18 protein-coding genes are annotated in these 19,376 nt (G+C 62.7%); 5 read left to right on the forward strand and 13 right to left on the reverse strand.

The window, feature by feature from the left end; genetic code table 11:
• Position 1: 1 nt before the first annotated feature.
• The 5 genes from tssL to ASF84_RS16380 all read right to left on the reverse strand — a co-directional run bounded on the left by tssL (position 2) and on the right by ASF84_RS16380 (position 4,848).
• Positions 2 to 685 carry a type VI secretion system protein TssL, short form gene (gene tssL / locus ASF84_RS16360; RefSeq protein ID WP_056839862.1) on the reverse strand — a complete coding sequence of 228 codons (684 nt, stop codon included), beginning with the start codon at positions 683 to 685 and terminating at the stop codon, positions 2 to 4.
• On the reverse strand, positions 682 to 2,043 hold the full coding sequence (gene tssK, locus ASF84_RS16365) for a type VI secretion system baseplate subunit TssK (RefSeq protein ID WP_056839863.1): 1,362 nt from the start codon (positions 2,041 to 2,043) through the stop codon (positions 682 to 684). The genes tssL and tssK overlap by 4 nt, the downstream gene beginning before the upstream one ends.
• Positions 2,043 to 3,539, reverse strand: coding sequence for a type VI secretion system contractile sheath large subunit (gene tssC / locus ASF84_RS16370; RefSeq protein ID WP_442963060.1), 1,497 nt, complete (start codon positions 3,537 to 3,539; stop codon positions 2,043 to 2,045). Before tssC ends, tssK begins: the two co-directional genes overlap by 1 nt.
• Before the next feature lie 85 nt (positions 3,540 to 3,624).
• Positions 3,625 to 4,122: a type VI secretion system contractile sheath small subunit gene (gene tssB / locus ASF84_RS16375; protein ID WP_056839865.1), complete on the reverse strand. Its 498-nt coding sequence runs from the start codon at positions 4,120 to 4,122 to the stop codon at positions 3,625 to 3,627.
• A gap of 471 nt (positions 4,123 to 4,593) precedes the next feature.
• The gene (locus ASF84_RS16380; RefSeq protein ID WP_236709436.1) at positions 4,594 to 4,848 is read right to left on the reverse strand and encodes a DUF6124 family protein; all 255 of its coding nucleotides are present in this window, start codon (positions 4,846 to 4,848) and stop codon (positions 4,594 to 4,596) included.
• A 593-nt stretch (positions 4,849 to 5,441) separates the two neighbouring features.
• Between ASF84_RS16380 and ASF84_RS16385 the strand changes: the two genes are divergently transcribed.
• Positions 5,442 to 5,939, forward strand: a complete 498-nt coding sequence (locus ASF84_RS16385) for a hypothetical protein (RefSeq protein ID WP_056839866.1) — start codon at positions 5,442 to 5,444, stop codon at positions 5,937 to 5,939.
• Between the two features lie 619 nt (positions 5,940 to 6,558).
• Here ASF84_RS16385 and ASF84_RS16390 read toward each other — a convergent pair.
• The 3 genes from ASF84_RS16390 to ASF84_RS16400 all read right to left on the reverse strand — a co-directional run bounded on the left by ASF84_RS16390 (position 6,559) and on the right by ASF84_RS16400 (position 8,157).
• The gene (locus ASF84_RS16390) at positions 6,559 to 7,056 is read right to left on the reverse strand and encodes a copper chaperone PCu(A)C (RefSeq protein WP_056839867.1); all 498 of its coding nucleotides are present in this window, start codon (positions 7,054 to 7,056) and stop codon (positions 6,559 to 6,561) included.
• Entirely contained in the window at positions 7,056 to 7,664 is a 609-nt protein-coding gene (locus tag ASF84_RS16395; protein ID WP_056839868.1) for an SCO family protein, read from the reverse strand. Before ASF84_RS16395 ends, ASF84_RS16390 begins: the two co-directional genes overlap by 1 nt.
• A gap of 94 nt (positions 7,665 to 7,758) precedes the next feature.
• Positions 7,759 to 8,157 (reverse strand): hypothetical protein, encoded by a 399-nt coding sequence (locus tag ASF84_RS16400; protein ID WP_056839869.1) that lies wholly within the window; start codon positions 8,155 to 8,157, stop codon positions 7,759 to 7,761.
• Between the two features lie 208 nt (positions 8,158 to 8,365).
• Between ASF84_RS16400 and ASF84_RS16405 the strand changes: the two genes are divergently transcribed.
• The gene (locus tag ASF84_RS16405; RefSeq protein ID WP_056839870.1) at positions 8,366 to 8,614 is read left to right on the forward strand and encodes a hypothetical protein; all 249 of its coding nucleotides are present in this window, start codon (positions 8,366 to 8,368) and stop codon (positions 8,612 to 8,614) included.
• Positions 8,615 to 8,617: 3 nt separating this feature from the next.
• On the opposite strand, the gene ASF84_RS16410 is transcribed toward ASF84_RS16405, so the two are convergent.
• Positions 8,618 to 9,172, reverse strand: a complete 555-nt coding sequence (locus ASF84_RS16410) for a TetR/AcrR family transcriptional regulator (protein ID WP_056839871.1) — start codon at positions 9,170 to 9,172, stop codon at positions 8,618 to 8,620.
• 191 nt (positions 9,173 to 9,363) lie between these two features.
• On the opposite strand from ASF84_RS16410, the gene ASF84_RS16415 reads away from it, so the two are divergent.
• A complete protein-coding gene (locus tag ASF84_RS16415) occupies positions 9,364 to 10,530 on the forward strand; it encodes an efflux RND transporter periplasmic adaptor subunit (RefSeq protein WP_056840177.1) in 1,167 nt (388 codons plus the stop codon).
• A 21-nt stretch (positions 10,531 to 10,551) separates the two neighbouring features.
• Positions 10,552 to 13,653 (forward strand): efflux RND transporter permease subunit, encoded by a 3,102-nt coding sequence (locus ASF84_RS16420; protein ID WP_056839872.1) that lies wholly within the window; start codon positions 10,552 to 10,554, stop codon positions 13,651 to 13,653.
• Between the two features lie 211 nt (positions 13,654 to 13,864).
• Here the strand turns inward: ASF84_RS16420 and ASF84_RS16425 are convergent, their stop codons facing one another.
• The 4 genes from ASF84_RS16425 to ASF84_RS16440 are packed head-to-tail and all read right to left on the reverse strand — an operon-like array spanning position 13,865 to position 18,541.
• Positions 13,865 to 15,316, reverse strand: a complete 1,452-nt coding sequence (locus tag ASF84_RS16425) for an amidase (protein ID WP_056840178.1) — start codon at positions 15,314 to 15,316, stop codon at positions 13,865 to 13,867.
• A 5-nt stretch (positions 15,317 to 15,321) separates the two neighbouring features.
• On the reverse strand, positions 15,322 to 16,551 hold the full coding sequence (locus ASF84_RS16430; RefSeq protein WP_056839873.1) for an MFS transporter: 1,230 nt from the start codon (positions 16,549 to 16,551) through the stop codon (positions 15,322 to 15,324).
• 10 nt (positions 16,552 to 16,561) lie between these two features.
• A complete protein-coding gene (locus tag ASF84_RS16435; protein ID WP_056839874.1) occupies positions 16,562 to 17,494 on the reverse strand; it encodes a SphA family protein in 933 nt (310 codons plus the stop codon).
• Between the two features lie 60 nt (positions 17,495 to 17,554).
• Positions 17,555 to 18,541 carry a helix-turn-helix domain-containing protein gene (locus ASF84_RS16440; protein WP_056839875.1) on the reverse strand — a complete coding sequence of 329 codons (987 nt, stop codon included), beginning with the start codon at positions 18,539 to 18,541 and terminating at the stop codon, positions 17,555 to 17,557.
• A gap of 232 nt (positions 18,542 to 18,773) precedes the next feature.
• Between ASF84_RS16440 and ASF84_RS16445 the strand changes: the two genes are divergently transcribed.
• Positions 18,774 to 19,367: an amino acid synthesis family protein gene (locus ASF84_RS16445; RefSeq protein WP_056839876.1), complete on the forward strand. Its 594-nt coding sequence runs from the start codon at positions 18,774 to 18,776 to the stop codon at positions 19,365 to 19,367.
• Positions 19,368 to 19,376: the final 9 nt, after the last annotated feature.

A 19,376-nucleotide genomic window follows, 5' to 3' on the forward strand; every position in this document is an offset into this window, starting at 1 on the left:
CTCACACCGCACCGGGCAACAGCCCGGAGATTTGTGCGGCCAGCAGATGGTCAAGCCCGTACCAGGCTGCCGCCAGCAAGACGGCCACTGCCAGGCCATGGATCAACGGCGAGCGCAGGTAATGCAGAGGGTTGAATGCCCAGCCGGCTTCAACCTGGGTGGGCAACGTGTGGCCAAGCGCCAAGGGCGCGACCTGCTCGTCGAGCATGGCCAGCAGTTGCAGGCGCTCCGGGTCGTCGAGCCGGGCGTAGCGCCCGTGAAACCCCAGCATCAGCACGCGCTGGAAAACCGTCAGCACAAGCCTGTCTGGCGCCGACTCACGCAGCACCTCACGCATTTCCTCATAGAGAAATTCACCGGCCTGATGGCGCCCGAAAAACTCGGCCTGCAAAGGCTCGGCGGCCCAACGGGAGTGGGCAGCATCCTTGGCGCAGGCCAGCACGGTTTCATCCAGCAATGCACACTGGGCATGGCTGATGTAGCTGATCGTGCGCTGGCTCAGGCTTGCACCCAGGAGTTGCTCGCGCACCTGCGTGACCTGCTGGACACAGAGGTTGCGCAACTCGGGGGTGGCCTGTACCACGCCGCCCTGGCGCAGTTCGACCACCAGCAGGAAGCTGTCCTGCAACAGGGCGTCGATGTCCAGGGCGTTGGCCGTAGGTTTTCTGAAAGCGGTCGGGTTCATGTACGCAGTACCGCAAAGAGTTCAAGGCTGACGTCGCTCAGGGTGCTCGGCACATAAAACGCGCAGGTGCCTTCATCCAGCACGGCACGTCCTGGCGCCCTGCTCATGTCGAGGACGAAGTACTGGTTTTCCAGGCGGGTCGGGATAGCGGCCGGCACATGGTTGAGCGGTTGCAGCGCAACGCCGTCGAGCGCGGCATTGACCAGCCGGTCGACCTCGTCCGGCACGCCCACCTTGCACAGCCTGGGAAACTGCTCCTGCATGTGCGCCGGCGACAACCGGCACCGTACCGACAGGTAGAAATCGGCGCCGTCAGGCTCGCGCAGGCGCGGGTCGGTCAGGCTCGCCTGCCAGCGATTGGCTTTTATTTGCTGCAATTGCAGGGCAATGACCCGCGAAGGCAGCGTTGCCTCCAGCAAGACCGAGAGGGTCCGCATCAAGGGCGCGAGCACGTTTTCAAGCTGTTCGTGCTGGTACACGGGAATCGCATCGATGTCGTGCTCGAGAGAAAAGGTGAGCAGCCCGCCTGCCAGTCGGCTCAGCACGCCGTACACCTGCTCGGGGTGGCGCGCCGGGTGGGCCAGCAGGTCGGCGATTGCCGGTTGCCAGGTGTTGAGGGTATTGAGCAGCCAGAACAGCGACACATCAGCCACGGCGAAATCGGCCATGCGCTGGTTGCTCTCGCGGCGCAGGGCCATAAGACGCTGGCGCTTGGCGGACAGCTGGGTCAGCAGGTTGTCCATCTGATTGAGCAAGCCGGCATGGGCGCCGACACTGAGCAGCGGCGGCACAAAGTCGGGATCAAGGCTCCAGGCGCCCTGCTCATCACGCATCAGGCGTACCAGCGCACAGGTCACGTAGTCGGCATTGCCATCGGTGACCAGGCGCAGGCTCAGCACATGCTCCAGCACTGCGACCGACTGTTGTTCGTCACCGTAGAGGTCCTGCACCTGACGCCAGTCCTGACGAAAGCGCAGCGGGCGCTCGGGCCTGGCAGTGCCTTGTCCGAACTCGCAGTTGTTGCCGTTGGCCTGCTCCAGCGGCAGGGCCAGCACCACGGTGGCGCTGCGGGTGTCTTCGGGCAGGCTGACGGCCAGCTCCAGCGCCGGGGGCAGCCGGTCCACGCAATCGGTGTCGATCAGTGTCCCGTCAGGCAGGCGCAAGCGCAACCGCGTGGCCTTGAGCTTACCCAGGCGTAGGGCGTGCAGGTCGAACGCCAGCGCCTGGACGCCCCAGGGATGCGCCACGGACAAATGCGCCACGGACTCGCGGCTCCAGGCTTCCCAGCGAGCCTGTTGCTGGAATTGCTGCGGCGACAACAGGGCGCCCGCAGCCCACAGGGGACGGTCGATTTTCATCAGGTCTTGGCCTTGGGCATCTGTGCGACCAGCGACAGGTTGACGTCCATGCCCTCAACCTGAAAATGCGGCACGGCATACAGCTTGACGCGGAAGAAGCCCGGGTTGTCCTCGATGTCTTCGACCGTCACCCGGGCTTCGCGCAAAGGGTGCGAGGCCTGCAGGTCATCAGACGGGTCGGTCATTTCGGTCACCAGCCCAGCGACCCAATGGTTCAACTCTTGCTCGAGCACACGGCGATCCTTGGTGGTGCCGATGTTTTCGCGCTGGATCAGCTTGAGGTAATGGGCAATGCGCGACAGCAGGAAGATATAGGGCAGTCGCGCATTGATGCGGCTGTTGGCCGTGGCATCGGCGGTGTCGTACAGGGCCGGCTTCTGCGTGGAGTTGGCCGAAAAAAAGCAGGCGTAGTCACGGTTCTTGTAATACGAGAGCGGAATGAAACCGAGGTTGGCGAATTCGAACTCGCGGGTCTCGGGAATCATCACTTCCGAAGGGATCTTTACCTGGTTGCCGGTGCCCAGGTCATACAGGTGGATCGGCAGGTCTGTGACCGCGCCGCCTGACTGCGGCCCGCGAATCTGCACGCACCAGCCGTTGGCGATGAAGCTCTTGACCATGTTGGCCGCGAAGGCAAACGAGGCATTGGTCCACAGGTATTTGCCGTGGTCGGGGCCCTTGACGCTTTCGATGTAGTTGAAACTGCGCACCGGCACTGTGTCCGGTCCATAAGGCAGGCGCCCCAGGACGCGCGGCATGGTCAGGCCGATGTAGCGCGAGTCGTCGCTGTCGCGAAAGGCTTTCCACTTGATGTATTCGGCACGATCGAAGTAGTTGCCGATGTCCTTGATGGCTGCCACCTCCTCCATGGTCTGCTTGCCGAAGAAGGCCGGCCCCACCGAACCAATGAACGGCATGTGCGCGGCGGCCGCCACCTTGGCGATATTGCGCAGCAATGCCGTGTCACGCGGGCTGCGGTCGAACTCGTAGTTGGAAATGGCCGCCGCGATCGGCTCGCCGCCCGGCGTGTCGTATTCCTGGACATAGGTCTGGATGTACAGGCCACTCTGCGCAATCTCGGGCGCATCATCGAAGTCCTGCACCAGGTGCTCCTTGCTCAGGTCAAGCAATTCGATGCGTACGTTCTGGCGGAAGTCGGTCTGGTCGATCAGCATTTTCAGGCCGCGCCAGGTCGACTCGACGCGCTGGAAATCAGGGTGATGCATGACCGCATCCAACTGGCGGCTGATTTGCCAGTCCAGCGAGGCGATGTGTTCATCCAGCAGGGTCTTGTCGAGGCGCTCGACCTTGTGCGAGGACTGCTTGAGCAGGTCGAGGAATACACTGACCGCTGCCGTGACGCGCTCATCGGTCGAGGCTTCGGACAAGGCCTCGACATTCTGAAAGGTCTCGACATCGCCCAGCGCTGTCACGGGGTTCAGATTGATACTGGAAAACAGGGTGTGATACACACTTTGGCTTTCTTCGGACAGCATTTGACCGCCGCCTGAAGAAGCGGAAGATGGCGTTGCAGACATGACAGAAACTTCCTTTCGACTGGTTTGAAGTAACACGCGGTCTTTATGGCTGGGGCGCAAGCGCCTTCAATTCGGTACGCAGTGCATCGCTGAGCGACTCATCCTTGAGGATGCGCTCCAGTTCCTGACGAAACGTGGCGTTATCCAGCAAGTTGGACTTGAGGTCACGCAGCAGGTTACGCATGGCCAATAGCGCGCGCAGTTGCGGAATCTGCCTGGCCACTTGCTCGGGTTCAAAGTCCTTGAGGCTGCGAAAGTCCAGCTCGACCGCCATGTCGGACGCATCGCCGGCCAAGGTATTGGCGGCCGTCAACTTCAGGGCCGGCGAAAATTCGGCCAGCACATTGTTGAAGTTGTTCTTGTCGACGTTGACCTTGCCTCGCTCGGAGAGTGGACGCTGCTCTCTGCCGTTACTGTAGTCGCCCATCACCATCAGCTTGAGCGGCAGCTCGACCTTTTTCGTCGCGCCGCCGGTGTGCAGATCCAGCTTGATATTGACACGCGCCTTGGGCACTTCATTTTGAAAGCTGTTTGAAGCCATGACTTCTCCGGAAACGTAAAAACAAGTATCAGACCATCACGCCACTGGGATGCGAACGCAGTTTATCCATGCACGTGCCCGATATAAGACGCCAATACAGGATTCGAACCAGACTGGTTAGTAATTATTCCTACACAGCAAGACTGTGACGCACATCAAAGTAAAACAGTATATGAACCGACCGCGCAAAGCTATCACGCAGAAAAATCTCAGAACCTTCACACATAGTCTTGGGGATAATTCCTACAAGCCTGACTTCTTTCCTGTAAGGCGCATAAACCATGAACACTCATTCATCCCTCTAATGCATATACCCTGCCGGTCATAAGTTGATGCCAACTTGTTACGAACAGACAAGCGGCCGACAGAGTTAGTCGCGTCGATCAAGACGTTGATTCATAGGCATGGGTTGTGCGCACAAGGGACTGACGCGACCGAGCGCAGCCCCTTGGCTATCAAACAGGATTCGTCCTACCGTTCCGGCATGGGCGGCAAATGATCGATCATCAGGTCGATGACGCCTTGGGCCTGGGCGATCAGATGGGTCGTCGCCATGGCCAGGGCGCGCTGCTCACCGCACAAGTTGTCTCCACATTCGTAGGCCGTCGCATTGGCGCAGCCCAGCAGTTCCGAAACGTGGTTCAACTGGTCTTCGAAGGAAATCAGGGAGGTGCCCGGGGCGGGCGTCGGGGTTGAAGCGGGTGGGTCGGGGACGATCTTTTTCATTGGGTAAGCCTCTCTCGTGGACAAGGATTACCACTCGCTCTGCGGCCAAGCAGATTGGGTGGCAACAGTACAAGGGTTGGCCGACCGGATGAGAGAGCGAATCCGGCACACCCGAAGGTGTCCCTTGCACAGCTGCCATAACAATGTGAGCACGGACAACCAGCATCCGCTAACAACATCTCAAGCGACTGCACTCTCAATCCATCCTGGGCGGCCAAGCCCTGCCGCTTTATATCAGCGACGCGAGGCAGCCTAGTGAGGGAAATGAGCAAGCGCAAGCGGTCGGCATTTTCTCGGAAATTTCCTGCAAGTTAAAGGGAGGCGTCTTGCAATCAGCAGACAATTTGACCTTGAAATGCAGTGCAGAGCGGGGCTCTCTGACAAGACGGCCGTAAGCTGGGCACAGAAAACAACCCTTCTGCCAAGCCTCAAAAAATGTAAGACCCGCACACGCCCCGCAACACTTCCGATCCGTCCTACATCCGCCTCAGACGCGGCCGGCTGTCTTCAGCCTGATGACTCGCAAGACTTCCACAGACTCGTTTCCTACCCAACCGTCAAGGAATCTCGTGGATTTCCAGCGACTCACACACATGGCGCAGATCCCCCGTCCTCTCGGGCTGGATGCGTTGTTACTCAAGGACAAAGGCAGCGCCAAGGCCTGCTTTGCCTTTGATGCCGCCATGACAAGGTTCGCCCTGGGCGCTGTCATTGAGACAGGGATGCAAGTCGGCAAACAACGACTTGGACAAATACAGGAAAAGATTAACCACAATCGCGAGATGACAGACATCAAGTGGAAGTGCATTGAAATCAATGTTAGCCACCTACTTTTATCAGGCGGATTCAGCATATTTGCACCGAGCATGCTGGCTTCAGCGAAGACACTCATTAGCTCAGGAAAAGCGCTCAAGACCTTGTCAAACCAAGCAGCCAACACGACTAATCGCGCAGCAAAACTAACAGCACGCAAAGCGGACCACTCAAACGAAATCAAAAAAACAGTAACAGTTCAAGCGACTTGGCAAACAGGAAAAATTATCGCCAAGTGCCCCGTCAAAGACGAAACACCGGAATGCAAAACCCAATGAAATACTTCCTGATAACGACCACCATCGCCATACCCTTTGCGGCACTTTATAACCTACTAGACATCTACTTTAACGGATCTTGGATTGCAGCCGTAATTGTCATCTCCATGATGGCTACTGCACGAGCCGTGCCTTTATTTTTACCGAAAATCAAAGGGCATCAAGGATAACTGGCCAGATGATTAATACAGTCCAAATCTGCGCAAGCCATCAAAAACAAACACACAGTCCCTGACTGGCTTTATTGGGTATTAAATGCCCCCTCTACAGGAGATTCCCCCGTATAGCTGACACCACACTGTCGCGCAGCAAACAGGGGACCTGGTAGGAGCGCGCTCTGCCGGAATGCTGGCCCACCGCGACCAAGTGCGAAGCGCTCGCAAGATTGATTAAACGCCACAAATTTACGACTGCTAACGCAGCCGGTCGCGGGCAGAGCGCGCTCCTACAGGGGTGAGTTTTAAATCCAATAAAATCAGTAAGTATCGTTCCTGGGCTGAAGCGGATCGCCGACCGGCCGGTCCTATGTCAAAGGCACCTGCACTGGCCACGATCCGATCGGTATCAGAATTCACATAATCGGGATGAGCCGCTCAAGCGATGGCTTCACACGCCCCCATCAATGCCCCATGTGCGCCCCATGCCCGGCATGTGCGTCATGGCCGTCGCTGTTCAGCGCCCGCACGGGTACTTGCACGTCCAGTGTCTGGCGCGTGCCCTTGGCGTCCTGCACGGTGAGGGTCAGCGGGATCTGGTCGCCCTCCTTCGCCTGGGCCGCCAGGCCGATCAGCATCACGTGGTAGCCGTTGGCGTCGAACGCCACGGGCTTGCCGGCTGGCAGCGCGACGCTGTCGACCTTGTTCATGTTCATGCGGTCGTCTTTCATCGACGTCTGGTGAATCTCGACGATTTTGGCCGCCGTGGAGGCCACGCCAACCAGTTGGCTGTCGGTGCTGGCGGTCAGTTGCATGAAGGCGCCGGTGGAGGGCTGGCCGGGGACGGTGGCGCGCACCCAGGCGTCCTGCACCTGGGTGTCGGCGTAGGCCGGCAGGCTCAGGCCGATCAGCGCCAGGGCGGCAACGGTGGTTTTGAAAGCGGTACGGGTCAGAACATTCATCAGCAGACTTCCATAAGCGTAAGCAAATCTTCGGCGCATTGTTGCGCGGTGAGCTTGTGCGACAGGCTCAGGCGCAGCACGCCCCGCGAGTCGTAGACATAGCTGGTGGCGGTGTGCGAGATCGTGTAGGTGTCGCCCAGCGGCACCTTTTCGTAGAACACGCCGAACTCCTTGGCCACCGCGGCGGTTTCTTCCAGGGTGCCGGACAGCGCCACGAAGTCAGGGTCGAAGGCCTTGACGTATTTTTCGATGATCTGCGGCGTGTCGCGCTCCGGGTCCAGGGTGATGAAGATCACCTGGAAGATCGGCGCGTCGGCGCCCAGCAGTTTCTTGATCTGCGCGGCACGCGCCAGCGCCGTGGGGCACACGGCCGGGCACTGGGTGAAGCCGAAGAACACCAGCGGCATGTAGCCGCGAAAACTCGACAGGCTCTTGTAGTTGCCTTCAGTGTCGCGCAGCTTGAAATTGCGCCCGACGATTTCGTTGCTCATGTCCTTGCCATGCTTGAACGGCAGGACGTTGGAATTGCCGCACCCGGCCAGCAGGCCGCCCATGCTCAGCAGGGACAGGCCGGCGACCACTTGGCGGCGGGATAAATGATGGTTCATGCACTACGGTCCTTTTCCAGGATCGGGACGGGACAGCGCCCGTGTCTCAGGCAGGCTCGCGGCGTGGCGGGCCGTTGGCGACTCTGCCTGGCGCTCAGGGGGCCTGGGCGACTCTGCCTGGTGAGGTGTGTCGGCCGGGCCGCCAGTCAAGGCGCTCGTGCAGGGGCACGCGGCTGAACAGCCGCCGCAGCCACCAGCCCACCGTGGCGAACGAGATCAGCGCCGTGCCCAGCTTGCCGGCAAAGGCGCAGTCGAACAGCGCCAGTTGCATGATCAGCCCGTGGCCACCGGGCAATGGGTGATGCCCGGCGTCGGCCTGGCGTTGCGCGGCCACCGTCGCGGTGGTGGTGTCGCCGCAGATTTCCAGCGCCGGCGCGGGCATGAACGTCGCCAGCATCCGCCCGTGACCCAGGCTGCACAGCACCGCGCTGAACAGCACCAGGCCGGTCAGCGTGCAGGCCACGAGGGCGCGGTGAGTGCGGACGAATTTCATGGCGGCGAATTTACCATTGCCCAGCCTGGGCGAACACCGCCATTGCAGGCGGCCCCGGCCTGACCGTGCGGCAAGCCAAGGCCCGGCGCACTCACAGCCCTGTGCGGCAAAATGGCACACGGGCGCGTTCTTTGCAAAGCGCCAGCTTTTGGCCAGGCAAATGCCGATCCTTTGCTAGGCTGTCTGGAAACAACAGGGAGTCACTGCCATGTCCGAGAACCTGCCGAACGATCCGTTGGTCACGCTGTTGGACCGGCTGGTCGAAAACAATGCGGCGCTGGTCGGCGCCGTCGAGGAAATCGCCTTGTGGATCGACCGCCAGAACGACCCGCAGACACTGGCACAGATCCAGCAGCATCTGGGTGCGATCCGCGCCAATGCCTCGGTGGTGCAAGAGACGCTGGGCGAACTGGCCGACCGGGCGGCGCTCAGGCATGAAGAGGACAACGAGGACTGAGTGTCAACGCCGGCTGGCACCGTCCAGGAAAAACTGGCGCAGCAAGCCAGGCATTGCCGCACGCGCCACCCGGCCGCGACGCTGCGATTCGACCAGGCCGAACATCAGCGAGGCAAACACTTCGGTGAGCATGGCCGCGCTGAGGTCGATGCGAAAGATGCCCTCATGCTGGCCACGCAGAAAGAAGGCGTCCATTGCGTCGGAGTATGACTGCCAACGGCGCTCCTCGGCGTCCTCGAGCAAGCAGTCCGGGTGCCACTCGGCCATCATGAACAGCAGCATTTCGCGGTTCGCCAGGTGCCCGTCGATCAGGTTCTGCAAGGCGTCCAGGACGGGAGCCTGCAGCAGGTCGGCATCCTGGATGATCTGGTTCATCTGCGTGGTGCTGTGGTCATGCAGCATGTCGATCAGGTTGGCGCGGGTGCCGCAAAAGCGATTGAGGGTGGCCTTACTGACGCCGGCAGCTTCGGCGATGTCCTTGAACGTACCGCTCTGGTGATCAACCACGGCAATGGCCAGGGCCTTGAGGAATTTTGCATCGGCGGCGGGTAAATCCATGGGGCGGTTCTTTCACTCGGCTGAACAGCATGGGCGACATTTTGCAGAAAAAGCCTACACATTCAACGAGCCTTACACAATTGCACACAAATGCTTCATATGAGTCAATATTGACTCAGATCAAACAAAACCAGATCATTGCCGGCTTTCAGGCACTGACGGGCCTTGCCCCCGGGGATGTAATGAACAACATGCACAAAAAGCGCGTCGCTTCGGTGATCGCGCTGGTGGCCCTGCTGGGCCTGACCGGCTGTGAAAAACAACCGCCAGCCGGCCCCCAAGGTGCAGCGGCCCCCAGAGAAGTCGAAGCCCTGACCGTCAAGCCCGAGTCGTTTACCGTCATCAGTGAGCTGCCAGGCCGGGTCGAACCGGTGCGGGTGGCGCAAGTCAGGGCGCGGGTGGCCGGGATCGTGCTGAGCCGCAACTTCACCGAAGGCAGCGACGTCAAGGCCGGCCAGGTGTTGTTCCAGATTGATCCGGCGCCGTTCAAGGCCGCCCTGTCCAAGGCCCAGGGCGATCTGGCGCGCACCGAAGCCACCCTGGCCGAAGCCCAGGCCACGCTCAAGCGCTATGAACCGCTGGTCAAGATCGAAGCGGTCAGCCAGCAGGCCTACGACACCGCCAAGGCCACCCAGCTCAATGCCGTGGCCGCGCGCCGTGCGGCACAGGCCGATGTCGAAACCGCCCGGCTGAACCTGGGCTATGCCACGGTCAATGCGCCGATTTCCGGGCGCATCGGCCGCGCCTCGGTGACCGAGGGCGCACTGGTCGGCCAGAACGAGACCACGCTGCTGGCCACCATCCAGCAACTGGACCCGGTGCATGTCGACTTCACCCAACCGGTGGCCGATGCCTTGCGCATGCGCGCTGCCATGCAGGACGGGCGCCTGCCCAAGGGCGGTGAAGATGCCCTGACCCTGAGCGTCGAGGGCACCGACTATAAGCGCCGCGGCACCTTGTTGTTCACCGATGTCGACGTCGAGCGCAGCACCGGCCAGGTGGCCCTGCGTGCTCGCTTCGGCAACCCCGACGGCCTGCTGCTGCCCGGCATGTACGTGCGCGTACAAACCCCGCAAAGCGTCAGTAACGAAGCGATCCTGGTGCCACAGCGCGCCGTGCAGCGCGGCAGCGACGGCAATGCCAAGGTGCTGGTGATCGGCACGGACGGCACCGTTCAGGCCCGCCCGGTGAAGACCGGTGTCATGCAGGCGTCGCGCTGGCAGATCCTTGAAGGCCTGAGTGCCGGCGAACAGGTCATCCACGGCGCCATGACCGGCCTGAACCCCGGCGACAAGGTGGTGGCCAAGGCCGCGCAGCCCCAGAACGCTGCTGCCCCCCAGCCGTCCAGCGCCCAGTAAGGCCGACCTCGAGGAACGTCCATGTCACAGTTTTTCATCAAACGGCCCAACTTTGCCTGGGTCGTTGCCTTGTTCATCCTGCTCGCCGGTCTGATCGCCCTGCCGCAACTGCCGGTGGCGCAATACCCGGTGGTCGCACCGCCGCAGATCACCATCAGCGCCAGCTACCCCGGCGCCTCGGCGCAAGTGCTGGTCGACTCGGTGACCAGCGTCATTGAAGAGGAGCTCAACGGCGCCAAGGCGATGCTGTATTTCGAGTCGACCAGCAACGCCAACGGCATTGCCGAGATCAACGTGAGCTTCCAGCCCGGCACCGACCCGGACCTGGCCCAGGTCGAGGTGCAGAACCGCATCAAGAAGGCCGAGGCGCGCTTGCCCCAGCCCGTACTGACCCAGGGGCTGGGGGTCGAGCAGGCCAGTTCCGGCTTTCTGCTGATCTACGCCCTGAGCTACAAAGGCGAGGCCGAAGGACGCAATACCGTGGCGCTGGCCGATTACGCCGCACGCAACGTCAACAACGAACTGCGCCGGGTCCCTGGCGTCGGCAAGCTGCAGTTCTTTGCCTCTGAAGCCGCCATGCGCGTGTGGATCGACCCGCAGAAGCTGGTCGGCTACGGCCTGTCGCTGGCCGATGTGACCGCCGCCATCCGCGCGCAGAACATCCAGGTACCGGCCGGCAGTTTCGGCAGCACCCCGGGCGCCAGCGGGCAGGAGCTGACCGGCGTGCTGGCGGTCAAGGGCACGCTGGACAACCCCGAAGAGTTTGCCCGCATTGTGCTGCGCGCCAACCAGGACGGCTCCAATGTCACCCTGGGCGACGTCGCGCGCCTGGCGGTCGGCAGCCAGGACTACAACTTCGATGCGCGCCTGAATGGCAAGCTGGCCGTGGCCGGTGCCGTGCAACTGTCGCCGGGCGCCAACGCCATTGCCACCGCCGAGGCGGTCAAGCAACGGCTGCAGGAGCTGTCGGTGAATTTCCCGGACGACGTGGAGTTCTCCGTCCCCTACGACACTTCGCGGTTCGTCGATGTGGCCATCGACAAGGTGATCTACACCCTGATCGAGGCCATGGCGCTGGTGTTCGTGGTGATGTTCCTGTTTTTGCAGAACATCCGCTACACCCTGATCCCCAGCATCGTGGTGCCGGTGTGCCTGGCCGGTACGCTGGCGATCATGTACCTGCTGGGTTTCTCGGTGAACATGATGACCATGTTCGGCATGGTGCTGGCCATCGGTATCCTGGTCGACGACGCCATCGTGGTGGTCGAGAACGTCGAGCGGATCATGGCCGAGGAAGGCCTGTCGCCGCCCGCGGCCACGGTCAAGGCGATGGGCCAGGTGTCCGGGGCGATCCTGGGCATTACCCTGGTGCTGTCGGCAGTGTTTTTGCCACTGGCATTCATGGGCGGCTCGGTGGGTGTTATCTACCAGCAGTTCTCGTTGTCGCTGGCGGTGTCGATCCTGTTCTCGGGTTTCCTGGCCCTGACCTTCACCCCGGCGCTGTGCGCCACGCTGCTCAAGCCGATCCCCGAAGGGCACCATGAAAAGACCGGCTTCTTTGGCGGGTTCAACCGGCTGTTCGGGCGCCTGACGCAACGCTATGAGCGGCTCAATTCAAGCCTGCTCAAGCGCACCGGCCGCTACATGCTGATCTACGTCGGCATTGTCGCGCTGCTGGGGTTCTTCTACCTGCGCCTGCCGGAATCCTTCGTCCCCATCGAGGACCAGGGCTACACCATCGTCGATGTGCAGTTACCTCCGGGCGCCACCCGGGCCCGCACCGACGCCACCACCCGACAGCTGGAGCAATGGCTGGTCAACCGCGAGGCCACTGAAGCGGTGACCATGATCCTGGGCTTCAGCTTCTCGGGCATGGGCGAAAACGCTGCCCTCGCCTTCCCGACTCTCAAGGATTGGTCGGTGCGCGGTGACGGCCAGTCGGCCGGCGATGAAGCAGCGGCCTTCAACCAGGCGTTCGCCAGCATTAGCGACGGCACAGTCATGGCCGTGACCCCGCCGCCGATCGACGGGCTGGGCACCTCGGGTGGTTTCTCGCTGCGCCTGCAAGACCGCGGCGGCCTGGGCCGCGAGGCATTGCTCAAGGCCCGTGATCAGTTGCTGGGCCAGGCCAATGGCAACCCGCTGTTTCTCTACGCGATGATGGAGGGCCTGGCCGAAGCGCCGCAATTGCGCCTGGACATCGACCGCGACAAGGCCCGCACCCTGGGGGTGAGTTTCGAGTCGATCAGCAATGCGCTGTCGACGGCCTTTGGCTCGGCGGTGATCAGCGACTTTGCCAATGCCGGGCGTCAGCAACGGGTGGTGGTGCAGGCCGAGTCCGCCTCGCGCATGACGCCCGAAAGCGTGCTCAAGCTGTTCGTGCCCAACAACGAAGGGACGCCGGTGCCGTTGGGGGCGTTCATCACCACGCGCTGGGAAGAAGGCCCGGTGCAGATCGCCCGCTACAACGGCTATCCGTCGATCCGCATTGCCGGCGACGCCGCGCCGGGTGTCAGCACCGGCGAGACCATGGCCGAACTGGAGCGCATCATTGCGCAGATGCCGGCCGGCATCGGCTATGAGTGGACCGGCCTGTCGTATCAGGAGCGGATTGCCAGTGGCCAGGCGACCACGCTGTTTGCGCTGGCCTTGCTGGTGGTGTTCCTGCTGATGGTGGCGCTGTATGAAAGCTGGGCGATCCCGCTGGTGGTGCTGCTGATCGTGCCGGTCGGTGCGCTGGGCGCGGTGCTGGCAGTCACGGCGGTGGGCATGCCCAACGATGTGTATTTCAAGGTCGGGCTGATCACCATCATCGGACTGGCGGCGAAAAACGCCATCCTGATCGTCGAGTTTGCCAAGGAGCTGTGGGAACAGGGCACGCCACTGCGCGAAGCCGCCCTGGAAGCGGCACGCCTGCGCTTCCGGCCCATCGTGATGACCTCGCTGGCGTTCATTCTCGGCGTGGTGCCCCTGACCCTGGCCACCGGCGCCGGTGCTGCCAGCCAGCGCGCGCTGGGCACCGGGGTGATCGGCGGCATGCTCAGCGCCACCCTGCTGGGGGTGGTGCTGGTGCCGATCTTCTTTGTCTGGGTGCTGACGGTATTGCGGCGCAAGCCGAAGTAACCACCGGTTGCGCGCGTGACCGGCAGTAGGAGCGCGCTTGCCCGCGACCGAGTGCGCAGCGCTCGCAAAATTGATGCAGCGCCACAGATTTACAGCTGTGAACACACTCAAAATCTGCGAAACGCCGCAATTTTACGACTGCTGACGCAGCCGGTCGCGGGCAAGCGCGCTCCTACCAGGGAGTCGTGGCGATGGTGGGGTGTCAGGGGTTTTACAGGCCCTGCGCATTCACCGGCGGCACCCTGCCCTGCCATGGCCGGGCACGTTCCAGTTGGGCGGCCAGGGCCATCAGCAAGGCGTCCTCGCCGAAGCGGCCGATGAAGTGCGCGCCCAGTGGCAGCCCTTCGGGGCTCCAGTGCAGCGGCACGGACATCGCCGGCTGGCCGCTGGCGTTGCACAGCGCGGTGTATGGCGAATAGCTATGGAAATGTTCAATCAATTGCCTCAGCGACCAACTGTCGTCCTGCACACCCAGCTCGCCGATGGCTGGCGGCAGGTGCGCCAGGGTCGGGGTGAGGATGATGTCGTAGTCCTGCATGAACACCGCCATGCGCCGGCCAAAGGCATGCATCCACTCCACCGCCGCCGCGTACTGCGCGCCGCTGACCTGGCCTTTGTCGCGCAGGATGATCCTTGTGCGGGCTTCGACTTCGGACTCGCTGACCGGGGCGCCGCGCATCTGCCCCAGCACATCGAGGTAATTGCGCGTGCTGGCGCCGATGATGGTGAACACCTGATCAAGAAACTCCGGCAACACCACCGGCAAGCGCTCAGGCACCACCCGATGCCCCAGTGCTTCGCACAATTGCGCGGCGTCATGCAGGGCCGCACGGCTTTGTGCCGACACCGGCCATGGGCCGACCTGCTCGACCAGCGCGATGCGCAGCGGCACCGGGTCGTCCAGTGTTGCCAGCCGGTAAGGCTGGGCAGCCAGGGGGGCGGCATAGGGTGCGCCCAGATCGATGCCGGCAGTGGCGTCGAGCAAGGCCGCACTGTCGCGCACGCTCAGGGTGATGGCGTGACCGGTACCCATGCCGGCCCAGCCCTCACCGACCATCGGCCCGGACGGCAGCAAGCCACGGCTGGGCTTGAAGCCGAACACGCCACAACACGAGGCCGGTACGCGTAGCGAACCGCCGCCGTCGTTGCCGTGGGCAAATGGCACCACCCGTGCCGCCACCAGGGCCGCTGCGCCACCGCTGGAGCCGCCGCTGCTATGACCAAGGTTCCAGGGGTTGCGCGTGGCCCCGAAACGGTCTGATTCGGTGGTATACGAGGTGCCGAATTCCGGCGAGGCGCTGGTGCCCATCAGCAGGCAGCCGCTGCGCCGCAACCGGGCGACCAGTTCGCTGTCGAAGTCCGGGCGCGCCAGGCCCAGGGCGTGCGAGCCGTTGCTCATCAAGGCGCCAGACAGCGGCGAGAACAGATCCTTGATCAGCGTCGGCACCCCGGCAAACGCACCGTTCAGGGCCTGCGGTTGCCCGGCCGCCTCGCGGGCCTGGTCGTAGAGGCGCTCGACCACGGCATTGAGCTGCGGCTCGACCCGCTCAAGGCGCACGATGGCCGCCTCCAGCAGTTCAGCGGGGTGTACGTCGCCATTGCGCACACGGGCCGCCAGCGCAGTGGCATCTTCCTGGTCGAACAGGGCCTGGATGTCTTGCATGATCGTCATTCCTGATTATTCAAGGGAGAAACCGCGACAGGCACGGCCTGCCGACGTTGCACCGCCACTACGGCGCACAGCAGCGCCAGGGCGAAACCGGCCATGGCCAGGTAAAGGATCGCCTGTGGCACACCGCCGGCCTGGGCGGCCACGGCGAGCACCACCACCGGGCTGATGAACTGGCCCAGGTACAGGCAGGCGGTAAAGCCGCCCAGCCCACGACCCCGGGTGCGGGTGGTCAGGGCATTCATCACCGACGCCATGACATTGGGCACCAGCAGACCGGCGCCCACACCATGGATGAACACCGCCAGCAGCACCGCGTTGTAGCTGTGCGCCTGCATCAGCAAGGCCAGGCCGAGACTCATCAGCACCAGCAGCGCCGCATTGCAACCGGCGACCCCAAGGTGCCGGCGCAACAGGGGCCAGAGCAGCGCGCCGACCAGGGTCGACAGCAGCCCCAGCCCGGCCGACAAACCGATCAGGGTACTGGACGTCACGCCTTGGGCCACCAGCAGGCCCGGGGTCTGGATCGGCACCACGAAGGCCAGCAGCATGCCGCTGAACACCAGCGCATAGCCCAGCAGCACCCGCCCGAGTGCCATCTGGCCTTCGGCTTCAGCGCCCGGCGGTGGCGCCTGGCGATCCGGCTCCCAGAGCCAGCGCATCATCAACGGCACCAGCAGCAGCGGCAGCAGGTAAAGCGCAAACGGCAGGCGCCAGGAATGCTCGCCCAAGGCTCCGCCGGCGACGAAAAACAGCGCACCCACCACGCTGATGGTCACCACTTGGCGATTGACGTAGCGCAGGCGCTGCTCGCCCTGCCAATAGTCGGCGATCAGCACCGCACAACAGGTCATCACCGCCGCCTCGGCACAGCCGAACAACAGCCGCACGCCGACAATGAGGCGCAAGTCGTCCAGCAGCAGCGGCAGGCATCCCAGCAGCGCATACAGCAGCGTGCCGATGATCAACAGGTTCTTGCGCCCGACACGGTCGGCCAGCCAGCCGGCCAAGGGTGCGAACAGCGCAATCGCCAGTGCCGGTCCGGTCACTGCCAGCGGCACCAGCACCTCGGCATGCGCGGTGGTGGGGCCGAATTCGGCGCCGATCTGCGGCAACACGGGTGCAATCATCACCGCGCCCATGATGGTCAGGCTGCTGCCGAGCATCAGCACCACGCCTTCGCGGCGCCCACGGGCCAGCCGTGGGCCGCCCTCGTTCAAGGTGGTCATCGATTAGTCCTCAGAAACTGTGGGAGATGCGCAGCCCGACCGTGTAGCCCTCGGCACGGTTGCGGGCATCGAATTCCTTGTAGGCGTGCAGCCAGATCGGCGGCAGGCCCGGCTTGAAATAGCTCAGCGCAGGGCCCACGGCCATGACCCGGGCCCGATTGCCGGTGGTCAGGTTCGGTGCGTCGTCGTCGCTGAGCTGGCGGTAGTAATAGCCACCGATGCCGGCCGTCCACGGCCCGAAGTGCTGGCCCACGGCAAATTCGTGGCGATACTCGACGCCGCTTTTATAGTCGGTGGCCTTGTTGCGGGTATTGATGTCGACCTCGACGCTCGACGACACCTCGAATCCGGTGTCGCTGATCCAGGTGGCATTGACGATCGGCGAAAAGGTCCAGTGATTCAGGCCCGGCGACACCAAGCGGTTGCGGTCATAGTCGCCGGTGGGTGCCTGGATCTGGAACTGGGTATTGATGAACAGGTTCGGCGACAGGTTCCATTGCAGGATCAGCGGGAGAACCTGCAGGTCGCCCATCCGAAACGGATCAGCCTCGAAGTCCAGTCGGCCCACTGGCGTATCGACGCCCAGACTGGCATCCATCTTGAAAAACGGTGCGACCCCGCCAAACCCGTAGTTGGCGCCGAACAGCGTGTAGTCGGTCATGCGGATGTAGGCCAGGCCCAGTGACAGCACGCTGAGCGAGAAGTCGTTGCCGGTGTCCTGGCCGTGACGGTCCTTTTGCACCTTGGCCGAATACCAGGCCGTGCGCAGGCCCACCGTGCCATTGGGCGTGACCGGCGGCATCATGCCGGCGCTGAAATCGTAGACCCCCACGGCGGTGGTCGGTGCGCCGTTTTCAGTGGCCTGGGTGCTGGTGGCCAGGCCGCCCAGGCTCAGCAACAAGGTGGAACAGAGCGCCAGCTTATAGTTGTTGTCGTGCTTCATCGGATGCCCCCTTTGCATCGTGTTGGTGGGGTCATCCTGAAACCTGTGGGCGGGGTGCCGTTATCCGTTTTCAGCACAGTTGATGCGGCGCAGGGTTTGCGAGGGCAACTCGCCGAACAGCTGCCGGTATTCGCCGGAAAAGCGGCTCAGGTGCCAGAAGCCCCAGCGCGCCGCCACCGCCTGCACCGAAGCGCCGGCCCGGTCGGCCAGCAGTTCGCGGCGCACCGCATTGAGGCGCACCGCACGCAGATAGGCCACCGGATTGATGCCCAACGCTTCCTGGAAGCAATACTGCAACTTGCGCCGGCTGGCGCCGATGCTGTTGCACAGGTCGAGCATCGAGAAGGGCTGGTCAAGATGGCTGAGCGCGTACGCCTGGGCACGGTCGACCATGCGCTTGCGGGCGGTGGCATTGAGGGTTTCGGGGTCGTGGGCGACCTGCTCGAGCAGCTGCAGCATGATCGCATCGCGCAGGGCATGACGAATGGATTCGTGCTTGAGCGGTGAGTGCGCCGCGTCGAAAGCCATCAGGTCATCGAGCAACTGGCGCAGCTCAATGTGTAACCCGCCCTCCTCCAGGCGGTAACAGGTGGGAAGCGCAGTAATCCGGAATTCACTGTGCTGGCGCTGCAACATGCTCTCAAGCGCCTGGCGATCAACGGCCATGCACAGCAGGTCGATGGGCCCCGGCGTGCGGATCTGTGGCAAGTCCTCGGCATGGGCGACCAGCAGGCTGGGCGTGCGAATGATGTGCCCGGCGCAGTACACCTCGTCGTGCGATGCCAGTGGCAGGCTGAAGGCCACCGCCCCTTTCCAGGCCTGGCCACTCTTGATCATGGCCTGATTGGAGCGGTCGCGGACCAGTTGCATCCAGCCGCAACGCAATTCGGTCAGTTCGCCATCGAAGCGTCCAGGGGTGAGCTGGTCGTAGCGCAACTGCCAGTTAGACAGGTTATGGGCATGCTCATCGATGTCGGATGCCCGCCGGTGAAGAATGTCACTGGAGGTGGAAACAGGTTCAAGGCCTGTGCTGCTGAGGGTGTTCATCGCCTGTCACTCCCGACGTAATCGAAAGGCTCAAGGCAAGTTTCGTTCCCTGCAGCAAGGCACCAGGAGATTTGTGCCGAAAACGGATAGTGGGCCCGACCTGGATTCACGCCAGGCGTATGAGGGTAAGTGCAGAGGGATTTTTCAGTGTTCATAAGAGAAAGCACTTGCACGTCCGATCTTATGGTATACCATCATACGAAATACAACAGACCACCTTCCGGGAGTCCCCATGAGCTTTGAAATTCGCAAGATCGTCACCTACACCGAAGAAACCCTGATCGAAGGCGGCAAGGCCACCGACAAGCCGGTGACCATGGTTGGCCTGGCAGCCGTGATCAAGAACCCATGGGCCGGCCGTGGTTTTGTTGAAGACCTCAAGCCGGAAATCCGTGCCTGGTGTTCCGACCTCGGTGCCTTGATGGTCGAGCGCCTGACCGCCGCCATCGGTGGCGCCGACAAGATCGAAGCCTATGGCAAGGCCGCTGTGGTCGGCGCCGATGGCGAGATCGAGCACGCCTCGGCGGTGATCCACACCCTGCGCTTTGGCAACCATTACCGTGAAGCGGTCAAGGCCAAGAGCTACCTGAGCTTCACCAACAAGCGCGGCGGCCCGGGCACCTCGATCCAGATCCCGATGATGAACAAGGACGACGAAGGCCTGCGTTCGCACTACATCACCCTGGAAATGCAGATCGAAGACGCGCCTCGTGCCGACGAAATCGTCGTGGTCCTGGGGGCTGCCAACGGGGGTCGCCTGCACCCGCGCATCGGCAACCGCTATATCGACCTGGAAGAACTGGCGGCTGAAAAAGCCGGTCAGTGATCCACGCCC

Origin of the sequence: Pseudomonas sp. Leaf127 (assembly GCF_001423155.1) — a bacterium.
Classification (GTDB): domain Bacteria; phylum Pseudomonadota; class Gammaproteobacteria; order Pseudomonadales; family Pseudomonadaceae; genus Aquipseudomonas; species Aquipseudomonas ovata.

Bases quoted from the DNA above. Each gene is read 5' to 3' on its own strand.
- tssL (WP_056839862.1), bottom strand. From the start codon at position 685: ATGAACCCGACCGCTTTCAGAAAACCTACGGCCAACGCCCTGGACATC.
- tssK (WP_056839863.1), bottom strand. From the start codon at position 2,043: ATGAAAATCGACCGTCCCCTGTGGGCTGCGGGCGCCCTGTTGTCGCCG.
- tssC (WP_442963060.1), bottom strand. From the start codon at position 3,539: ATGCTGTCCGAAGAAAGCCAAAGTGTGTATCACACCCTGTTTTCCAGT.
- tssB (WP_056839865.1), bottom strand. From the start codon at position 4,122: ATGGCTTCAAACAGCTTTCAAAATGAAGTGCCCAAGGCGCGTGTCAAT.
- ASF84_RS16380 (WP_236709436.1), bottom strand. From the start codon at position 4,848: ATGAAAAAGATCGTCCCCGACCCACCCGCTTCAACCCCGACGCCCGCC.
- ASF84_RS16385 (WP_056839866.1), top strand. From the start codon at position 5,442: ATGGCGCAGATCCCCCGTCCTCTCGGGCTGGATGCGTTGTTACTCAAG.
- ASF84_RS16390 (WP_056839867.1), bottom strand. From the start codon at position 7,056: ATGAATGTTCTGACCCGTACCGCTTTCAAAACCACCGTTGCCGCCCTG.
- ASF84_RS16395 (WP_056839868.1), bottom strand. From the start codon at position 7,664: ATGAACCATCATTTATCCCGCCGCCAAGTGGTCGCCGGCCTGTCCCTG.
- ASF84_RS16400 (WP_056839869.1), bottom strand. From the start codon at position 8,157: ATGAAATTCGTCCGCACTCACCGCGCCCTCGTGGCCTGCACGCTGACC.
- ASF84_RS16405 (WP_056839870.1), top strand. From the start codon at position 8,366: ATGTCCGAGAACCTGCCGAACGATCCGTTGGTCACGCTGTTGGACCGG.
- ASF84_RS16410 (WP_056839871.1), bottom strand. From the start codon at position 9,172: ATGGATTTACCCGCCGCCGATGCAAAATTCCTCAAGGCCCTGGCCATT.
- ASF84_RS16415 (WP_056840177.1), top strand. From the start codon at position 9,364: ATGCACAAAAAGCGCGTCGCTTCGGTGATCGCGCTGGTGGCCCTGCTG.
- ASF84_RS16420 (WP_056839872.1), top strand. From the start codon at position 10,552: ATGTCACAGTTTTTCATCAAACGGCCCAACTTTGCCTGGGTCGTTGCC.
- ASF84_RS16425 (WP_056840178.1), bottom strand. From the start codon at position 15,316: ATGCAAGACATCCAGGCCCTGTTCGACCAGGAAGATGCCACTGCGCTG.
- ASF84_RS16430 (WP_056839873.1), bottom strand. From the start codon at position 16,551: ATGACCACCTTGAACGAGGGCGGCCCACGGCTGGCCCGTGGGCGCCGC.
- ASF84_RS16435 (WP_056839874.1), bottom strand. From the start codon at position 17,494: ATGAAGCACGACAACAACTATAAGCTGGCGCTCTGTTCCACCTTGTTG.
- ASF84_RS16440 (WP_056839875.1), bottom strand. From the start codon at position 18,541: ATGAACACCCTCAGCAGCACAGGCCTTGAACCTGTTTCCACCTCCAGT.
- ASF84_RS16445 (WP_056839876.1), top strand. From the start codon at position 18,774: ATGAGCTTTGAAATTCGCAAGATCGTCACCTACACCGAAGAAACCCTG.